The organism is Streptomyces sp. NPDC001157 (assembly GCF_053598255.1).
The window spans coordinates 79,430-96,850 of the sequence record NZ_JBSFJW010000033.1 but is presented as its reverse complement, the minus strand read 5'-3'; the positions used below and the strand labels follow the sequence as shown (position 1 = coordinate 96,850).

The following is a 17,421-nucleotide window of genomic DNA, read 5'->3' as shown; positions in this document are numbered from 1 at the left end:
CCCGGGCTCTACCGTCGGATGCATGGAGATCACCGTCTGCCGGGCCGCCGATGTGGCGCTGCTCGACGAGCACATGCCCTCGCCGGGACTCACCTCCTTCCACGCCCGGCGCTTCGCCCGGCAGGAGGCGGGGGACTGCACCTACCTGGTCGCCTGGCTGGAGGGCCGGCCCGTAGGGCACACGGAGATGCGCTGGACCGGCTGCGAGGCGCCCGAAGTCGCCGTGGACTGCCCCGAGATCGGCGGGTTGAACGTCTGGCCCGAGCAGCTCCGCTCGCGCGGGATCGGCACCCAACTGATCCGAGCGGCTGAGGAGTTGGCCCGGGAGCGGGCCCTGCCGGTGGTCGGCATCGGCGTCGGACGGGACAACCCGCGCGCGGCCGCGTTGTACGCGCGACTCGGGTACCGCCCGGTGGCGGACTACCTCGACCGCTACACGTACGTCGACGTGGACGGCGCCGAGCGCGAGTGCGTCGAGGCCTGCACCTTCATGGTCAGGGAGTTGCGCTGAGCGGCCGTACGCAACGCTCGAAAGCCCCTGCGCAACGACCACCCGCCCCCCTGCGATGAACGCAATGATCTTGCAGCCATGCGCAAGGTTGCTGCATTTCGCCTGCGAAGGAATGGCCCGTAGGGTCGTGCCCTGTACGTGGCGTGGCAGGGACCCCGCTCGGTGGGTTCCTGTTCGCGCGGGGGTGCCGCCGGTCCCCGCCGCGCTGACCGCAGTGACGAAGGAGTCAGCGCGTGCTCGATCAAGGCGCACCCCCGCAAGGCCGCACCACCAACGCCCGAACGTCCCCGGGCGTCGGTGCGCGCCTCATGCGTCGCAAGCCGGTGGAACGCCTGGTCGCGGAGGGCGGCCAGGGTGAGGGAGGCGCCCTGCGCCGCTCCCTCGGCCTGTGGCAGCTCACCATGATCAGCATCGGTGCGACCCTCGGCACCGGCATCTTCGTGGTCCTCGGCGAGGCCGTGCCCAAGGCCGGTCCCGCCGTCACGCTGTCCTTCGTGATCGCCGGTCTGACCGCGCTCTTCTCGGCCCTCTCGTACGCCGAGCTGGCGGGCACCATCCCGGTCGCCGGGTCCTCGTACTCGTATGCATACGCAACGATGGGTGAGCTGATCGCCTGGATCTGCGGCTGGTGTCTGGTCCTGGAGTACGGCGTCTCGGTCGCCGCCGTGGCCGTCGGCTGGGGCGAGTACCTCAACGAGCTGCTGGACGGGACCATGGGCGTCACCATCCCGGACGCCCTCTCCGCCCCGCCCGGCGACGGCGGCGTCTTCAACCTGCCCGCGCTGATCGTGGTCCTGCTGGCCATGGCGTTCCTGCTGGGCGGCGCCCGCGAGTCCGCCCGGGCCAACACGATCATGGTCTGTGTGAAGATCGCGGCGCTGGTGCTGTTCTGCGCCATCGGCATCCAGGGCTTCAGGTCCGGGAACTACGAGCACTTCATGCCGCTCGGCATGGCGGGCGTGAGCGCCGCCGGCGCCACGCTCTTCTTCTCCTACATCGGCTTCGACGCCGCCTCCACCGCGGGTGAGGAGGCCAAGAACGCCCAGCGTGACCTGCCGCGGGCCATCATGCTGTCGCTGGTGATCGTCACCGCGCTGTACGTCCTCGTCGCAGCCGTCGCCGTGGGCGCCAAGCCCTGGCGGCGGTTCAACGACTCGGAGGCCGCGCTCGCCCAGATCATGCGCGACGTCACCGGCCAGTCCTTCTGGGGCACCCTGCTCGCCGCCTGCGCGGTCATCGCCATCGCGAGCGTCGTGCTGACCGTGCTCTACGGCCAGACCCGCATCCTCTTCGCGATGTCCAGGGACGGGCTCGTCCCCAAGGTGTTCGGCAAGGTCCACCCGAAGAGCGGCGCGCCCCGGGCCAACACGGTCATCGTCTCCCTGTTCTGCGGAGTCCTCGCCGCCGCGATCCCGCTCGGCCAGCTCGCCGACGCCACCAGCATCGGGACGCTCTTCGCCTTCGCCCTGGTCAACATCGCGGTGGTCGTGCTGCGCCGGACCCGCCCGGGCATGCCCCGCACCTTCCGTGTCCCGCTGTCGCCGGTCCTGCCTGCCCTGGGCTTCGCGTTCTGCGTCTGGATGATGGGCAGCCTGTCCGCCGTCACCTGGGTGGTCTTCGGGGCCTGGATGGCGGTCGGGCTCGTGTTCTACTTCGGGTACGGCTATCGCCGCTCCCGCCTTGCCACGCGAGAAGAACTCGCGACTCCAGAAGTACTCGCGACTCCAGAGAAGTGAACCACCAGCAGTGCTGAACGATCTCGACGAACGCATCGTGCACGCCCTCGCCGAGGACGCCCGCCGTTCCTACGCGGACATCGGGCAGCTCGTCGGCCTCTCCGCGCCCGCCGTGAAGCGGCGCGTGGACCGGCTGCGCGCCACCGGGGCCATCACCGGCTTCACCGTACGGGTGGACCCGGGCGCGCTCGGCTGGGAGACCGAGGGGTTCGTCGAGATCTACTGCCGGCACAACACCTCGCCGGAGACCATCCGGCGGGGCCTGGAGCGCTACCAGGAGGTCGTGGCCGCCTCCACGGTCACCGGTGACGCGGACGCGATCGTCCAGGTCTTCGCCTCCGACATGCGGCACTTCGAACGGGTCCTGGAGCGCATCGCCGGGGAGCCGTTCGTCGAGCGCACCAAGTCCGTGCTGGTGCTGTCCCCGCTGCTGCGCCGCTTCTCGTCGGGGTCACCGACATAATCACCGGACGGAATCGCCGCACGCGCCTACCATCGGTGCCATGACCTGGCGACATTGATCCACCAGCCGTGCCTCCCGAGGGCCGCCTCGGACGCCGTACCTCCGGCATCCGATCCGTCCCTGCGGGAAGGCCTCATGACACTCTCACCTGCGCGCGTGCCCGTCACCACCGGCGTCCGCCGCCTCACGGCCACGCTGTACGGCTACGCGTTCCTCGACGACTTCGTCCTGCTCTACCCGGTGTACGCGCTGCTGTTCAGCGACACCGGTCTGTCCGTCTGGCAGATCTCCTCCCTCTTCGCCCTCTGGTCCCTCACCGGCGTGCTGCTGGAGGTGCCCTCCGGCGCCTGGGCCGACGCCGTCTCCCGGCGGCTGCTGCTCTGGCTCGGCCCGCTGCTCACCGCGGCCGGCTTCACCTTGTGGGTACTCACCCCGTCGTACTGGGCCTTCGCCCTGGGCTTCGTCCTGTGGGGCGCGCGCGGAGCGCTCGGCTCCGGCGCGTTGGAGGCGCTGGTGTACGAGGAACTGGAACGGCTCGGGGAGGCCGAGCGGTACGCCAGGATCATGGGCCGGGCACGGGCTGCCGGACATGTCGCGATCATGGCGGCCATGGCGCTCGCCGGCCCCGTGTTCGCCTGGGGCGGCTACCCCGCCGTCGGAGCGGCGAGCGTGCTGGCCTGCCTGGCGAGCGCTGCGACGGCGACGCGGTTCCCGGAGGACCGGGCGGCGCCGAAGGCCGAGGCGGAGGACTGGTCCACGACCCTTCGGGAGGGGCTCGCCGCGGTCCGCCGCGACCGGTCGCTGCGCGGAGCGCTCCTGCTCGTTCCGGCGGTGGCGGCCGTGTGGGAGGCGCTCGACGAGTACACGCCGCTGCTGGTCCGGGACACCGGCGTGGCGGAGACGACGGTCCCCTATCTGCTCCTGCTGATCTGGGCGGGAGCGACCGCCGGTGGCCTGCTGGCCGGGCCCTGGGAGCGCATGGGTACGGCAGGGCTGGCGGCGGTCCTCGCGGCGGCCGCCCTCGCCATGGCCCTGGGCGCCGCGGCCCGTACCCCCGCCGCCCTGGGCCTGCTGGCGCTCGCCTTCGGCGGCTTCCAGCTGGCGACCGTACTGGCCGACGTCCGCCTCCAGCAGCGCATCGACGACACCCGCCGGGCCACCCTGACCTCGGTCGCGGGCCTGGGCAGCGACCTCGCCACGGTCGCGGCGTACGGCGTCTACGCGGTGATCCAGACGAGAGCCGCGCACAGCACCGCGTTCGCGCTGTTCGCGGTGCCGTATCTGGTGACGGCGATGCTGCTGGTGCTCAGGAGGCCATTGCGGTCCCGGCGGAGCATCCCATAGGTTGTGCGGCGTCGTTACCGACAAGTAGCACTGGCGAGTAACTCCAGGGGGAGAGCATGCGCCGGTTCATCGGCCGTCCCACCACGGTCCGCGCCCGGATCGTCGCGCTCGCGCTCGCTCCCGTGCTGGCCCTGCTGGTGCTGTGGAGCTTCGCCATGGTGTCGGTCACCGGGGAACTGCGCGCGCTGGTCCGGGTGCAGGGGGTCTACGAGGAGTTCGGGACCCCCGTCGACACGGCGATCGGGCAGATCCAGATCGAACGGCGGCTCTCCGCCGCGTACTTGGGCACGGACCGCCGTACGCCCCCCGTCGCCGGGCTGCTGGAGCAGCAGCGCCGCACGGACCGGGCCTTGGACGCCATGCGCGACGCGGTCCGGGCCGGGAACCGGGACCGGCTCTCCGGGCGGCAGCGCCGGTCGCTGGACGCCATGGTCACGGCGGTCGGCAGGCTGGAGGGGCTGCGCGAGCGGGTGCTGTCCCGGGACATCTCCTGGGACCGGGCCGTGAGCGAGTACAACGCCCTGGTGGAACCCGGCTTCGACGTCGAGTCCACACTCACCGCCCTGCAGGCCGGACAGCTCGCGCGGGAGGCCCAGGTGGTCGTCGAGCTGGTCCGGGTACGGGAGTTCGTGTCGAGGGAGGACGCGCTGGTCGCCGGAGCGCGGGCCGCCGGGACGCTCACCGACCGGCAGTACGACACCCTCACGGCGGCCATCGAGGACCGGCGGGTCTTCGAACGGACGTATGTTCCCGACCTGCCGGGCGACTCGCGGAAGCTGTTCGAGGATTTCCAGCGCGGGCAACTGCACCGCACGTTGGTGAGGAGCGAGGACGCGCTGCTGCGGGCAGGAGCATCGGGCGCGGCGGACGCCGTCGCGGCCGACTCCTGGCGCTCCACCACCGACCGGGCGGTCAAGCAGTACATGCGGCTGTGCACCCGGTCCGCCATGAACTCCGCCGGGCGCGGGCGGGAGTTCGCCTACCAGGAGCTGGCCAGAGCCGCCGCGGTGGGAGTGGTCGGGCTGGCTGCCGTAGGGCTGTCGCTGTGGTTCGCGGTGCGGGGCGCCCGTCGGATCTCGCGGCGGCTGGAGACGCTGCGGGATGCCGCCGATCTGCTGGCCACCCGCCAACTTCCCGACGTCATGGCCAGGTTGAGTGCGGGCGAGGAGGTGGACGCGGTCACGGAGGCGCCGCCGCTCGCGGACGGGGAGGCGGGTGCCGACGAGATCGGCGACGTGGGGCGGTCCTTCAACGCCGCACGCCTTGCGGCCGTCGAGGCGGCCGTGCAGCAGGCGAACCTGCGCCGCGGGCTCTCCGCGGTGCTGCTCAACATCGCCCGCCGTAACCAGTCGCTCGTGCACCGGCAGCTGAAGCTCGTCGACACGCTGGAACGGCGCACGGACGACCCGGACGTTCTGGAACAGCTCTTCCGTATCGACCATCTCACCACCCGGATGCGGCGCCATGCCGAGAACCTGATCGTCCTCTCCGGCTCGGCGCCCGGCCGCCGATGGCGGCGCCCGGTGCCCGTCGCCGACGTCGTCGCCTCCGCCGTCGGTGAGATCGAGGCGTACGCCCGGGTCGAGGTGCCGCCGATGCCCCCGGTGGGCGTCGCGGCGGACGCCGTGGCCGACGTCGTGCACCTGATCGCCGAGCTCGTCGAGAACGCCACGGTGTTCTCGCCGCCGGACACCCGCGTGACCATGCGCGCTGCACGGGCCGACGGCGGCTTCGTCCTGCAGATCGACGACCGAGGGCTCGGGTTCGACGCCGGGCAGCTGGCGGAGGCGGAGCGGACGATCAGGAATCCGGGCGGCTTCGACCCGACCCGGCACGACAGGCTCGGGCTGTACGTCGTGGGCCGCCTCGCCGCCCGGCACGGGATCGAGGTGGCGTTCGGCCCGTCGCCGTACGGCGGGACGACGGCGGTGGTGACCCTGCCGGAGGCGGTGCTGGCGGAGGAGGCCGTGCCGGCGCGGGCTGCCCTGCCGTGAGCGACGAGCACTGGTACGAGGACGAGACGGGGGCGATGGTGCGGCCGTACACCGTCACGCGGGGGCGGACCCGGCCGTCCGAGCGCCATCGCATCGATCTGATGGCGCAGGTCACTGCCGTGGAGGGGGAGGGGCGGGCGGGAGTCGACCATGCCGGGGCGGCCCTGCTCTACCTGGTGCGTCGTCGGTCTCGGCCGGTTGTCGAGCTTGCCGCGGATGCGGATCTGCCGCTGACGGTGGTGCGGGTGCTGCTCGGTGATTTGGCCGAGGCCGGGCTTGTGCGGGTCGATGCGCCGCGGCGCGTGCATGCGGGCGGGGCCGCGGGTGATCCCGCATTGCTGCGGGAGATCATTGAGCGGTTGCGGCAGCTTTAGCACCGGGCGGGACTGTTGGTTGTCTGCGGGTGCGTTGTGGCTTGTCGCGCCCGCGCGGCGGAGCCGCATGTCGACACAGCCCCGCGCCCCTGTCGGGGCGCTGCAGGAACCCGGTGGCTCAAGAGCGCAACGAATCGCCGTCGGACGGGCTCGGTACGCAACGAACTGCTCACTGGCGCGCAACGGGTTCTTCTTGCTGGGCGCAGCCCCGCGACCGTACCGTCTAAGTGGCCCCCGAATCCCTCCGTACCGCTGAGGAACACGCATGCGCACCGCCCTGCTCCAGAGCTCCGGTCGTCCCGGGTCCGTTGCCGAGAACCTCAAGGTGCTCGACGCGGCCGCCGGGCGGGCCGCTGCCGCGGGTGCCCTGCTGCTGGTCGCGCCGGAGATGTTCCTGACCGGGTACGCGATCGGCGACGGCATCGGACGCCTCGCCGAGCCGGCCGACGGTGAGTCCGCGGACGTGATCGCCGACATCGCCGGGCGGCACGGGCTCGCGATCGCGTACGGGTATCCGGAGCGGGAGGGCGAGACCGTCTTCAACTCCGCCCAGCTGATCTCCGCCGAGGGCATCCGTCTCGCGAACTACCGCAAGACCCATCTCTTCGGCCGCTTCGAGCGCGACCACTTCACGCCCGGCGGGCAGCCGGTCGTCCAGGCCGAGCTCGGCGGGCTCACCGTCGGCCTCATGATCTGCTACGACGTCGAGTTCCCGGAGAACGTCCGCGCCCACGCCCTGGCCGGCACCGACCTCCTCGTCGTGCCGACGGCGCAGATGCACCCGTTCCAGTTCGTCGCCGAGTCGATGATCCCGGTGCGCGCCTTCGAGAACCAGATGTACGTCGCGTACGTCAACCGGGTCGGTCAGGAAGGGGAGTTCGACTTCGTCGGCCTCTCCGCGCTGGCCGGTCCCGACGGGGTCGCCCGCGCCCGCGCCGGACGCGGCGAGGAACTGGTGTTCGCCGACGCCGACCCCGCCTTCCTCGCCGCCTCCCGCGAGGCGAACCCGTACCTGAAGGACCGCCGTCCCGGCCTCTACGGGTCCCTCGTCTGAACCCCTCACCCCGTACTCGTATTTTCCGTGCAAGGAGTCCGTACCCCATGACGTCCACCGTGCCCAACGCCGTCGAGCACGCAGACGAGCAGCAGCTGCCGCCGATCACCATGTTCGGCCCGGACTTCCCGTACGCGTACGACGACTTCCTCGCCCACCCGGCGGGTCTCGGCCAGATACCGGCGACCGAGCACGGCTCCGAGGTCGCGGTCATCGGCGGCGGACTGTCCGGCATCGTGGCCGCCTACGAGCTGATGAAGATGGGCCTCAAGCCGGTCGTGTACGAGGCCGACCGGATCGGCGGACGCCTGCGGACCGTCGGGTTCGAGGGCTGCGACCCGTCCCTCACCGCCGAGATGGGCGCGATGCGCTTTCCGCCGTCCTCGACCGCCCTTCAGCACTACATCGACCTGGTCGGACTCGAGACCCGGCCCTTCCCCAACCCCCTTGCCGAGGCGACCCCTTCGACGGTCGTCGACCTCAAGGGCGAGTCGCACTACGCCGAGACGGTCGACGACCTGCCGCAGGTCTACCGCGATGTCGCCGAGGCGTGGAACAAGTGCCTCGAAGAGGGCGCCGACTTCTCCGACATGAACCGTGCCCTGCGCGAGCGTGACGTGCCGCGCATCCGCGAGATCTGGGCGAAGCTGGTCGAGAAGCTCGACAACCAGACCTTCTACGGCTTCCTCTGCGACTCCGAGGCCTTCAAGTCCTTCCGCCACCGCGAGATCTTCGGCCAGGTCGGCTTCGGGACGGGCGGCTGGGACACCGACTTCCCGAACTCCATCCTGGAGATCCTGCGGGTCGTCTACACCGAGGCCGACGACCACCACCGCGGCATCGTCGGCGGCAGCCAGCAGCTGCCGCTGCGGCTCTGGGAGCGCGAGCCCGAGAAGATCGTCCACTGGCCGTACGGGACGTCCCTGAAGTCCCTGCACGTGGACGGCGAGCCCCGCCCGGCCGTGACCCGGCTGCACCGCACGGCGGGCAACCGGATCACGGTCACGGACGCCGACGGCGACATCCGCACCTACCAGGCGGCGATCTTCACCGCCCAGTCCTGGATGCTGCTGTCGAAGATCGCCTGCGACGACTCGCTCTTCCCGATCGACCACTGGACGGCCATCGAGCGCACCCACTACATGGAGTCCAGCAAGCTCTTCGTGCCCGTCGACCGCCCGTTCTGGCTCGACAAGGACGAGGAGACGGGCCGGGACGTCATGTCGATGACGCTCACCGACCGTATGACGCGCGGGACCTACCTCCTCGACGACGGCCCGGACAAGCCCGCCGTCATCTGTCTCTCCTACACCTGGTGCGACGACAGCCTGAAGTGGCTGCCGCTGTCCGCGAACGAGCGGATGGAGGTCATGCTGAAGTCGCTCGGCGAGATCTACCCGAAGGTCGACATCAGGAAGCACATCATCGGCAGCCCGGTGACGGTGTCCTGGGAGAACGAGCCCTACTTCATGGGCGCGTTCAAGGCCAACCTGCCCGGCCACTACCGCTACCAGCGCCGTCTGTTCACGCACTTCATGCAGGACCGGCTGCCCGAGGACAAGCGGGGCATCTTCCTCGCCGGCGACGACATCTCCTGGACGGCCGGCTGGGCCGAGGGCGCGATCCAGACCGCGCTGAACGCGGTCTGGGGCGTCATGCACCACTTCGGCGGCGGGACCGACGCGACCAACCCGGGGCCGGGCGACGTGTACGACGAGATCGCGCCGGTCGAACTGCCGGAGGACTAGAGACCGGCGGCGCGCACGGACTCGTAGAGCTCGGCGGCCACGTCCTTCAGCTCCTGGGCGTCCCGCGCGCCGCCCTGGAGCTCGAAGAAGAACTCGTCGAGGCCGCTGTCGGCATGGGCGGCGAGATCCTCGACGAGCTGGGCGACGCTGCCCTGGAACGGGGAGCGGTCGGCCCCGTCGTACGCCTTGGGCGTGTACCGGGCGTTCACCCGCACCACCGTCTCGATCGGCCCGGTGCGGCCGCGCTCGGCCGCCAGGTCCTGCAACTGACGCCACTGCGCGGCCAGTTGCCCGGCACCCATGGCGATCGGCATCCAGCCGTCGGCGCGGTCGACGAGCCGGGTCATCGCCTTTTTGCTGTTGGTGGGCAGCAGGATCGGGATGGGACGGGCGGGCTTGGGGCCGACCACGGCCGAGGCGATCTTGGTGATCCGGCCCTCGTACGTCACCGGGTCCGGGCCCCACACCGCCCGGCAGACGTCGATGATCTCGTCCAGTACCCGGCCCCGCTCCTCGAAGGGTGCCACGCCCGCGGCCGCGTACTCGTCGAGCGACCAGCCGGTGCCGAGGCCCGCCAGCACCCGGCCGCCGCTCGCCGCATCCAGTGTGGCGAGCGACTTGGCCAGCTGGAAGGGGTTGTGCAGCGGGGCCACCAGGATGCTCGTGCCGAGCCGGGCCCGGTCGGTCGCCGCGGCGGCCAGGGTCAGCGTCACCAGGGGGTCCGGCACGCCCCGGTACACGTCGGGCCACGGCAGGCCCTCGACGCCGTACAGACCCTGGGTCGCGGGTTCGGGGAAGAGGGCACGCTCATAGACCCACAGGCTCTGGTAGCCGATCTGTTCGGCGGTGCGTGCCACGTCGGGCACATCGCGTCCGATGTCGTACTGCCGCGCCTGAGGAAGGCTCAGTCCCAGCCGAATGGCCATGCGTCCGCTCCTTTGCGTCGGTTCAACAGTCAACGTAACTCGGGAGCGGCGTGAGCAGCATGCGTCCCGCGAAGCCCACCGCCGCGTCGAGGCGCTCGGTGAACTCCGCGGCGACCTCGGGCAGTCCGCGCAGGGCCCACAGCGCCCGCGCCGCGGTCCAGGTGGCGTCGCGGGCGCGCTCCAGACTCCATGCGCCGAGCAGATGGGTGAGCGGGTCGGCGATCTGGAGGAGGTCGGGGCCCGGCATCAGATCTTCGCGGATGCGCTCCTCCAGCGAGACGAGGAGGTCGCCCACGCGATCGAACTCGTCCTCCAGTTCGGCCGGTTCGCAGTCCAACGTACGACAGCTGTCCACGACGGCGAGCGCCAAGTCGTGGCCGATATGCGCATTGATGCCCGCAAGTGCGAACTGCAGCGGACGTACTCCGGGATGGCGGCGGAGCTGGAACAGGGGCCGCCAGCAGGCCGGCGGGTGCCGCTCGGCGGTGACCGCGTCGACGGCGGCGAGATAGCGCTCCGCGAACCGTACGTCCAGCGTGATCGCCGCCCGCGCGTCCGCGAACCGATGGGCGTCGATGCTCCGGTCGACGGCCTCGGTGACGGCGAGGTAGACGCGGTTGAAGACCGCGACCCCGTCCCGTTCGGGCAGGGCCGCGTCGAGGGCGCGCATCCGGGAGACGACTGCGTCTACAGAAGTGGTGAAGTGTTCCAATTGCGCCATGGGGGAAGGGTCCCAGTCCTAGGCTGACGAGGGTGTCGGCGGGCCCGGCGCTTCCCCAGAACGGGGGAACGAAGTGGGGGGAGCAGCACTGTGTCAGGCTTACGCGCGCAGCGGCTGGCCGCACGCAGGGCCGAACGCAGGCGGGCCAACCGGCGTGGCGCCATGGTCGCGGTGGCCTCTGCCGTGGTCGCCGTCGGCACCGCGACCGGCATGATGTCGGCGCTCGACGACGGACGCGGCACGGAGCAGGCGAAGCCCGAGGTGACCAGTTCGCCGCGGATCGAGCAGCTGCCGGTGGCGCCCTCCCCTTCGGCCACGGCCACCAAGTCCGCCTCCCCGACACCGAGTTCGCCGAAGAAGACCACTCCGTCGCCCATCAGGACGGAGAAGAAGTCGCAGCCCGTCAGGGTGTCCGCCCGCCTTTACCGGCACTCCGACTCCCAGGTGCTCGACTGGGTCCGCGCCCACCCGGGCGACCCGCGCACTCCGGTCATTGAGTCCCGCATAGCCGACCAGCCGGCCGCCGTGTGGTTCGCCGACTACGCGCCGGAGACCATCGCCTCCCGCGTCCGCGCGGTCACCTCGGACGCCGCGGCGCAGGGCCGGGTGCCCGTCGTCGTGCCGTACGCGATACCCGGCCGCGACTGCGGGGGCGCCTCCAAGGGCGGGGCGCCCGACCTCGCCGCGTACGACGCCTGGATCGACGGCTTCGCGGCGGGGCTCGGCTCCGGCGAGGTCGTCGTCGTCCTGGAACCCGACTCCATAGCCCAGTCCGACTGCCTGTCCGACCGTGCCCGCGCCGACCGCTTCGCCTCGCTGGCCCGCGCGGGCCGTGTCCTGAAGGCCGCGGACCCGAAGGCGCGGGTCTACTACGACGCCGGGCACTCCGGCTGGAACCCGGCCGCGCAGCAGGCGGCGCTGCTGAAGCAGGCGGGCGCCGCCTCGGCCGTGTCCTCCGACGGGATCTTCAGCAACGTCTCCAACTTCCGTACGACGCCCGACGAGATCGCCTACGACCGCCGGGTCCTCGCCGCCCTCGGCGGCCCCGCGAGCCTGGGCGCCGTCATCGACACCAGCCGCAACGGCAACGGCGCCCCCGCCGACGGCGAGTGGTGCGACCCGGCGGGCCGCAGCCTCGGCCGGGCGCCCACGCTCAGCACCGGCGAGGCGCGCATCGACGCCTATCTGTGGGTGAAGTTGCCGGGGGAGTCGGACGGCTGCAAGGGGGCTCCGGGCACCTTCAGCCCTTCGTACGCCTATGACTTGGCGTCGTCGTAGGAGGACGTGCCCTCGTCCAGGAGCGTACTGCCGGGTCTTGAGATGCGGGGGCGTGAAGGCCCGCAGGGCGTGGTAGCCGGTGATGACGACCAGGGTGCCGAGGGCGATGCCGCTGAGGGAGAAGTCGTCGGTGAACTTCATCGTCACGTTGCCCAGCCGATGATGATGCCCGCGGCGGCCGGCACCAGGTTCGGCGGATTCCCGAGCGCGCCGCCCGGGATCGCGGCCACGACCGCGCCGAACTTCGGGCAGAGGCCGAAGAGGAGGGCGAAGCCGGCGGCGGCACAGTACGCGGCGGTCGAGCAGAGGCGGGTCGCCGCCATCACGCCGATGTTCTCGGAGTTCGTCGTGTCGGGCGGGCCGCCGACCGCGGTGGACAGCACGGAGCCGATGCCGTCGGCCGCGATCGCCGTGCCCAGCCTGTCGTCCAGCGAGTCGCCGGTCATCTCGCCGACCGCCTTGACATGCCCGGCGTTCTCGGCGACGAGAGCGATCACGACCGGGAGCGCCACGAGGATCGCCGACCACTGGAAGGACGGTCCGTGGAACGACGGCAGGCCGATCCAGTCTCCCTTGCCGACGCCGGAGAGGTCCGAAGACCAGGCCGAGGAAGATCGCGATCCGGGACCGGAAGCCACGCAGACACAGCCGATCAGCATCACGACCGCCCCGGTGACGATCGGCGGCATGGTGGCGTGGATGATCCGCGCTCCGAGGCGCTGCACGGCGACGCCCACGAACGACAGTGAGCGGCCCGGATGGCTGGGCACCCGGCCGCGGGTGGCGAGCAGGAAGATCACGGCCGCGACGCCCGACATCATGATCGCGAGGTTGGGGTCCAGGCCCATCAACACGGGCGCCACGAAGGACGCGCCGAACATGGCCACCACGTGCTGGGGCTTTTCTTTCCCTGTACGGGAAGACGGTCCGGACCATTGTCACGGCCAGCTGGCGCCTCTACGCTCGCACGGTCCTACTCATGAACTGCGTTCACATTTCTGACCCTTCGTTCGATGGATCGGAGTGCTCGATGAGTGGAAGATCCCGTGCCGCCGTCCTGCTCGCTGCGGTGGTGACCCTCGCCGCCGTCCTCGTCCCCTCCGTGCACGCGGCACCCAGGGCTCCCGACACCGCCGTCCTCGACGGCGCCAGGCTGCAGCGGACGAAGCTCCGCCTGGACCAGGGTGATCCACAACTGGAGCACGCTCTACGGGAGTTGACGACCCGTGCCGACAACTGGCTGACCCAGGGCCCCTGGACGGTCGTCGACAAGCCCAGACCGGCACCCGGCGGCGACCTCCACGACTACCTGAGCCAGGCGCCCTACTGGTGGCCCACCCGGCCCCCGACGGCCGACAACCCGTGGGGCTGCCCGTACGTTCAGCGGGACGGACAGCGCAACCCCGAGGTCGACTCCGGTACCGACCGCCAGGATGTCGAGAAGGTCTTCGACTCGACGTACGACCTGTCCCTGGCCTGGTACTACAGCGGCAAGCGGGCCTACGCCGAGAAAGCGGCCCAGGTCCTGCGCGCCTGGTTCCTCGACCCGGCCACGCGCATGAACCCGAACCTGAACCACGCCCAGTTCATCCCCTGCAAGTACGACGGCCGGGCCATCGGCATCATCGACTTCTCGCAGTCGTACACCAGCGTCGTCGACGCCCTCGCGATCCTCGGCACGGGCGCCCCCGGCTGGACGGAGAGCGACCGGACGGGGATGGCCCGGTGGAACTCCGACTTCCTCGGCTGGCTGAAGAACAGCGCCTTCGGCAAGGAGGAGGGCGCGGCGGCCAACAACCACGGCACCTTCTACGACATGCAGCTCGCCGCGCTCGCCTGTGCGACCGGCGACCGGGCACTGGCCCGACGGACCGTCCTCGACGCGCGCACCAGACGCATCGACCCGCAGATCGCGGCTGACGGCAGCCAGCCGCAGGAGCTCGCGCGGACGCGGAGCTGGCACTACTCGACCTTCGACCTGGTCGCCTACACCCGGCTCGCGGCGATCGGCCGGCACGTCGGAGTGAACCTGTGGGCGTATCAAGGGCCGGACGGGCAGGGCCTGTTCAAGGCCGTCGACTATCTGCTGCCCACCGCGACGGGCGCTTCCGCCTGGCCGCATCCGGAGCTGGAGTTCCACCGCTACGCGGCGAGCGACGTCGTGCACGCGGCGGCGGACGCGGGGGACAAGGCGGCGCAGCAGGCCGTCGCGAAGCTGGAGACACCACCCGGCGGTGACCTCTGGGCGCTGCGCCCGGCGGCCGAGCAGCTGGACTCGATAGCGGGCTGACCAGGGCCTTTCCGGTGTCCCTCACGGTCGGCGCGCACCGTCCCCTGCGACGACCTGGACGCCCTCGGCGTGCTCCGCAATGCCCGCCACCCGCTGATGGTCGAGCGGGCCTGGGTCCAGCTGGGTACTGGTCCGGCTGGACCCCGAGACGATGCGGCCCACGCCGTGGAGCAAGCGGTTCAGGGCCGCGGGTCGGGAACTGCTGCGCTCGGACGGGTGACCTCCGGGCGGCTGCGGTCGCCGCCGCGCAGGACGCCCGCGAAGGCCGCGAGGCCGCACGCCAGGACCGTCACCAGCACGAACGACACCACCAGGCTCGTCGCCTGTGCCACCCCGCCGATCAGACTGGGCGCGATGAGGCCCGAGGTGTACGTGATGGTCGCGACGCCCGCGATGGCCTGACTCGGGTTCGTGCCGCTGTGACCCGCCGCCGCGAAGCACAGCGGCACGACGACCGCGATACCGAGGCCGAGCAGCGCGAAACCGCCCATCGCCACGGCCGGATCTCCCGCGACGACGATGAGCAGCCCGCCCAGGACCGCCAGGGCGCCGCCCGCCCGCACCGTGCGGACCGCGCCGAAGCGGTTGACCACCACGTCGCCCACCAGCCGGGCCACCGCCATGGTCAGCATGAACCCGGTCGTGCACGCGGCGGCCAGGCCCGCAGAGGTGTCGAGCTGGTCGCGCAGATAGACCGCCGACCAGTCGAGACTGGCGCCCTCGGCGAACACCGCGCAGAAGCCGACGGTGCCGATCAGCAGCGCGGACTTCGGTGGCAGCGCGAACCTCGGCGGCGGCTCCTCGTCCTCGGTGGCCTGCACGTCGAGCACCCAGCGGCAGGCCAGCACGCCGAGCAGGGTGAGGGTGGCCGCCGCCAGCGCGAAGTGCAGGCGCGCGTCCGAACCGAGGTGCGCCGCGAGCGTGCCGGCCGCCGAGCCGATCAGCGCGCCCGCGCTCCACATGCCGTGCAGGCTCGACATGATCGACCTGCCGAGCAGCCGTTCCACCTCGACACCGAGCGCGTTCATTGCGACGTCGGCCATGCCGGCACTCGCCCCGTACGTGAACATCGCCAGGCACAGCGTGAGCATGTTCGGCGCGAGCGACGGCAGGACGAGGGACAGTGTCCACAGCGAGATCAGGCCGCGCAGCGCCGTACGGCTGCCGAAACGATGACTGATCCGCCCGGCCAGCGGCATGGAACAGGACGCGCCGAACGCCGTGAAGGCGAGGGCGAAGCCGAGCTGTCCCGCACTGAGCGAGGCATGGTCCTGGACCCATGGCACCCGGGTCGCGAACGAACCGGTGACGGCGCCGTGCACGGTGAACACGGCGGCCACGGCGTACCGGGCCCGCCTCACCTCGCGCAGGTCGTAGACCACGTCGCTCATTCTGGGCCCCCCATTTCCCCTACGGTCCCATCGGCGTCGCGTAAACTATCAGGAACCCTGCCTGATAGATAGGGGATTAATGGCCGCCCGGATGCACGCTCGACTCGGCCCGGTCCCGCTGATCTGGAAGGATCCCGGCATGCCCGCATCCCCCAGCACCGCCAGGGCCATCAACGACCGGCTCGCCCTGCGTCTGCTGCAGCAGAAGGGTCCGTTGACGGCCGGCCAGTTGAAGCAGTTGACCGGCCTGTCCCGGCCGACGGTCGCCGACCTGGTGGAGCGCCTGACCGCGTCCGACCTGATCACCGTGGTCGGGGAGGCGGGGGAGCAGCGGCGCGGACCGAACGCGAAGCTGTACGGGATCGTCGCGGACCGCGCGCATCTCGCCGCCCTGGACGTGCGTACCGAGGGCGTGTCCGTGGTCGTCTCCGACCTGGTCGGACAGGTGCTCGCCGAGGCATCTGTGCCGATCGGCGGCGACACGGGGACGGGCCCTGCGGTGGAACAGGCGGTCGCGCTGGTCGAACGCGTGGCGAAGGAGGCCGGTGCCGACCGCCTCCATACCGTAGGGATCGGAGCCCCCGGCCTGATCGACCCGTCCACCGGCGAACTCCGTGACTCCTCGGGCCTGCCCGAGTGGCACCGCCGCCTGGTCGCCGCACTCCAGGAGCGCCTCCCCGAGGCCCGTGTCAGCGTCGAGAACGAGACCAACCTCGCGGCACTCGCCGAGCAGCGCGACGGCGCCGCCCAGGACCGCGACACCTTCGTCCTGCTGTGGCTCGGTCACGGCACCGGTGCGGCCGTGGTCCTGGACGGCACGCTGCGCCGCGGGGCCTCCGGCGGCACCGGGGAGATCGGCTTCCTGCCCGTACCGGGGACGACCGCCCTGCCTTCGGCGACGGAATGCGAGGGGGGATTCCACTCCCTGGCCGGGTCGGCAGCGATCGTGAAGCTGGCACGGGACCACGGGCTGACGGCGGAGGGGCCGGCGTATGAGCCCGTTGCCGCGGGGGTGGTGCGGGCGGCGGTCGCGCTGGTTTCGGAGGTTGGCGGGGTGGCGGACACGGCGAATTCGGGAGCTGGGGACGCGCGGGCGGAGGTGCATGGCCGTGGACCCCGGGTGGGTCGATCTGCACCGGACGGGACCGCGGCGGTGCCGGCACGCGGCGACGAGGCAGGGAGGGCCGGGCTCGCGTCAGCCGGCGGTGTCGAGCGTGCCGGGGAGACGGGTGACACCCGGGGCGCAGCGCCGACGCGTGACGGCGTACGCGCCCTCGACGTGCCGCCCGCCGCCCGTTTCCTCGACGCCCTCGCCGACCGCCTTGCCGTCGGTGTCGCCTCCGTGGTGGCGATCCTCGACCCCGGCTGTCTCGTCCTCGGCGGAGAGGTCGGCCAGGCGGGCGGCGACGAACTCGCCCGCCGCGTGGCCGAACGGGTCGGCCGTATGTCCCCGCTGCCCACCGAGGTCCGGGCGAGCGCCCTCGGTGGCAGTGCCGTCCTCCGCGGAGCCCTGCTCACCGCGCGGGACCGCGCTCAGGAGGAGTTGTTCGCTCCGCCTGGGCGGTAGTTCGTGGGGTGATCTGTGCTTTCC

Annotated in this window: 14 protein-coding genes and 2 pseudogenes; 12 read left to right on the top strand and 4 right to left on the bottom strand. The window is 71.5% G+C overall.

The features are described 5' to 3' along the window. Window positions 1-22: 22 nt before the first annotated feature. The 8 genes from ACWDAG_RS38025 (at window position 23) to ACWDAG_RS37990 (ending at window position 9,224) form a co-directional block, all read left to right on the top strand. Window positions 23-511: a GNAT family N-acetyltransferase gene (locus ACWDAG_RS38025; RefSeq protein WP_450700127.1), complete on the top strand. Its 489-nt coding sequence runs from the start codon at window positions 23-25 to the stop codon at window positions 509-511. A 233-nt stretch (window positions 512-744) separates the two neighbouring features. Continuing rightward, window positions 745-2,247: an amino acid permease gene (locus ACWDAG_RS38020; protein ID WP_450700126.1), complete on the top strand. Its 1,503-nt coding sequence runs from the start codon at window positions 745-747 to the stop codon at window positions 2,245-2,247. Window positions 2,248-2,257: 10 nt separating this feature from the next. Next, window positions 2,258-2,710 carry an Lrp/AsnC family transcriptional regulator gene (locus ACWDAG_RS38015; protein ID WP_450700125.1) on the top strand — a complete coding sequence of 151 codons (453 nt, stop codon included), beginning with the start codon at window positions 2,258-2,260 and terminating at the stop codon, window positions 2,708-2,710. Window positions 2,711-2,845: 135 nt separating this feature from the next. Next, a complete protein-coding gene (locus ACWDAG_RS38010; RefSeq protein WP_450700124.1) occupies window positions 2,846-4,054 on the top strand; it encodes an MFS transporter in 1,209 nt (402 codons plus the stop codon). A gap of 56 nt (window positions 4,055-4,110) precedes the next feature. Beyond that, on the top strand, window positions 4,111-6,048 hold the full coding sequence (locus ACWDAG_RS38005; RefSeq protein WP_450700123.1) for a nitrate- and nitrite sensing domain-containing protein: 1,938 nt from the start codon (window positions 4,111-4,113) through the stop codon (window positions 6,046-6,048). Then, entirely contained in the window at window positions 6,045-6,422 is a 378-nt protein-coding gene (locus ACWDAG_RS38000; protein ID WP_450700122.1) for a DUF742 domain-containing protein, read from the top strand. Before ACWDAG_RS38005 ends, ACWDAG_RS38000 begins: the two co-directional genes overlap by 4 nt. 265 nt (window positions 6,423-6,687) lie before the next feature. After that, window positions 6,688-7,476 (top strand): carbon-nitrogen hydrolase family protein, encoded by a 789-nt coding sequence (locus ACWDAG_RS37995; protein ID WP_450700121.1) that lies wholly within the window; start codon window positions 6,688-6,690, stop codon window positions 7,474-7,476. A 47-nt stretch (window positions 7,477-7,523) separates the two neighbouring features. Beyond that, window positions 7,524-9,224: a flavin monoamine oxidase family protein gene (locus tag ACWDAG_RS37990; protein WP_450700120.1), complete on the top strand. Its 1,701-nt coding sequence runs from the start codon at window positions 7,524-7,526 to the stop codon at window positions 9,222-9,224. On the opposite strand, the gene ACWDAG_RS37985 is transcribed toward ACWDAG_RS37990, so the two are convergent. Beyond that, complete coding sequence (locus ACWDAG_RS37985; RefSeq protein ID WP_450700119.1) at window positions 9,221-10,150, bottom strand: LLM class F420-dependent oxidoreductase; 930 nt, start codon at window positions 10,148-10,150, stop codon at window positions 9,221-9,223. The two genes, ACWDAG_RS37990 and ACWDAG_RS37985, sit on opposite strands and share 4 nt — an antisense overlap. Window positions 10,151-10,172: 22 nt before the next feature. After that, window positions 10,173-10,871: a DUF5995 family protein gene (locus ACWDAG_RS37980; protein WP_450700118.1), complete on the bottom strand. Its 699-nt coding sequence runs from the start codon at window positions 10,869-10,871 to the stop codon at window positions 10,173-10,175. A gap of 162 nt (window positions 10,872-11,033) precedes the next feature. On the opposite strand from ACWDAG_RS37980, the gene ACWDAG_RS37975 reads away from it, so the two are divergent. Beyond that, window positions 11,034-12,149: a glycoside hydrolase family 6 protein gene (locus ACWDAG_RS37975; RefSeq protein ID WP_450700138.1), complete on the top strand. Its 1,116-nt coding sequence runs from the start codon at window positions 11,034-11,036 to the stop codon at window positions 12,147-12,149. On the opposite strand, the pseudogene ACWDAG_RS37970 reads toward ACWDAG_RS37975, so the two are convergent. After that, window positions 12,128-13,066, bottom strand: a pseudogene (locus ACWDAG_RS37970) (uracil-xanthine permease family protein); the annotation flags it as partial. The gene ACWDAG_RS37975 and the pseudogene ACWDAG_RS37970 overlap by 22 nt on opposite strands. A gap of 113 nt (window positions 13,067-13,179) precedes the next feature. Between ACWDAG_RS37970 and ACWDAG_RS37965 the strand changes: the two are divergent. Both ACWDAG_RS37965 and ACWDAG_RS37960 read left to right on the top strand, forming a co-directional pair. Further along, entirely contained in the window at window positions 13,180-14,439 is a 1,260-nt protein-coding gene (locus tag ACWDAG_RS37965) for an alginate lyase family protein (protein ID WP_450700117.1), read from the top strand. 36 nt (window positions 14,440-14,475) lie between these two features. Further along, a pseudogene (locus ACWDAG_RS37960) lies at window positions 14,476-14,659 on the top strand (hypothetical protein); the annotation flags it as partial. Here the strand turns inward: ACWDAG_RS37960 and ACWDAG_RS37955 are convergent. Continuing rightward, window positions 14,619-15,830, bottom strand: a complete 1,212-nt coding sequence (locus tag ACWDAG_RS37955) for an MFS transporter (protein ID WP_450700116.1) — start codon at window positions 15,828-15,830, stop codon at window positions 14,619-14,621. The pseudogene ACWDAG_RS37960 and the gene ACWDAG_RS37955 overlap by 41 nt on opposite strands. Before the next feature lie 139 nt (window positions 15,831-15,969). Between ACWDAG_RS37955 and ACWDAG_RS37950 the strand changes: the two genes are divergently transcribed. Further along, window positions 15,970-17,397: an ROK family transcriptional regulator gene (locus tag ACWDAG_RS37950; protein ID WP_450700115.1), complete on the top strand. Its 1,428-nt coding sequence runs from the start codon at window positions 15,970-15,972 to the stop codon at window positions 17,395-17,397. The last annotated feature ends 24 nt before the right edge of the window (window positions 17,398-17,421 follow it).

Excerpts from the sequence above, each read along its gene's own strand:
- ACWDAG_RS38025 (WP_450700127.1), top strand. The coding sequence starts at position 23 with ATGGAGATCACCGTCTGCCGGGCCGCCGATGTGGCGCTGCTCGACGAG.
- ACWDAG_RS38010 (WP_450700124.1), top strand. The coding sequence starts at position 2,846 with ATGACACTCTCACCTGCGCGCGTGCCCGTCACCACCGGCGTCCGCCGC.
- ACWDAG_RS38005 (WP_450700123.1), top strand. The coding sequence starts at position 4,111 with ATGCGCCGGTTCATCGGCCGTCCCACCACGGTCCGCGCCCGGATCGTC.
- ACWDAG_RS37995 (WP_450700121.1), top strand. The coding sequence starts at position 6,688 with ATGCGCACCGCCCTGCTCCAGAGCTCCGGTCGTCCCGGGTCCGTTGCC.
- ACWDAG_RS37990 (WP_450700120.1), top strand. The coding sequence starts at position 7,524 with ATGACGTCCACCGTGCCCAACGCCGTCGAGCACGCAGACGAGCAGCAG.
- ACWDAG_RS37985 (WP_450700119.1), bottom strand. The coding sequence starts at position 10,150 with ATGGCCATTCGGCTGGGACTGAGCCTTCCTCAGGCGCGGCAGTACGAC.
- ACWDAG_RS37980 (WP_450700118.1), bottom strand. The coding sequence starts at position 10,871 with ATGGCGCAATTGGAACACTTCACCACTTCTGTAGACGCAGTCGTCTCC.
- ACWDAG_RS37975 (WP_450700138.1), top strand. The coding sequence starts at position 11,034 with ATGGTCGCGGTGGCCTCTGCCGTGGTCGCCGTCGGCACCGCGACCGGC.
- ACWDAG_RS37965 (WP_450700117.1), top strand. The coding sequence starts at position 13,180 with ATGAGTGGAAGATCCCGTGCCGCCGTCCTGCTCGCTGCGGTGGTGACC.
- ACWDAG_RS37955 (WP_450700116.1), bottom strand. The coding sequence starts at position 15,830 with ATGAGCGACGTGGTCTACGACCTGCGCGAGGTGAGGCGGGCCCGGTAC.
- ACWDAG_RS37950 (WP_450700115.1), top strand. The coding sequence starts at position 15,970 with ATGCCCGCATCCCCCAGCACCGCCAGGGCCATCAACGACCGGCTCGCC.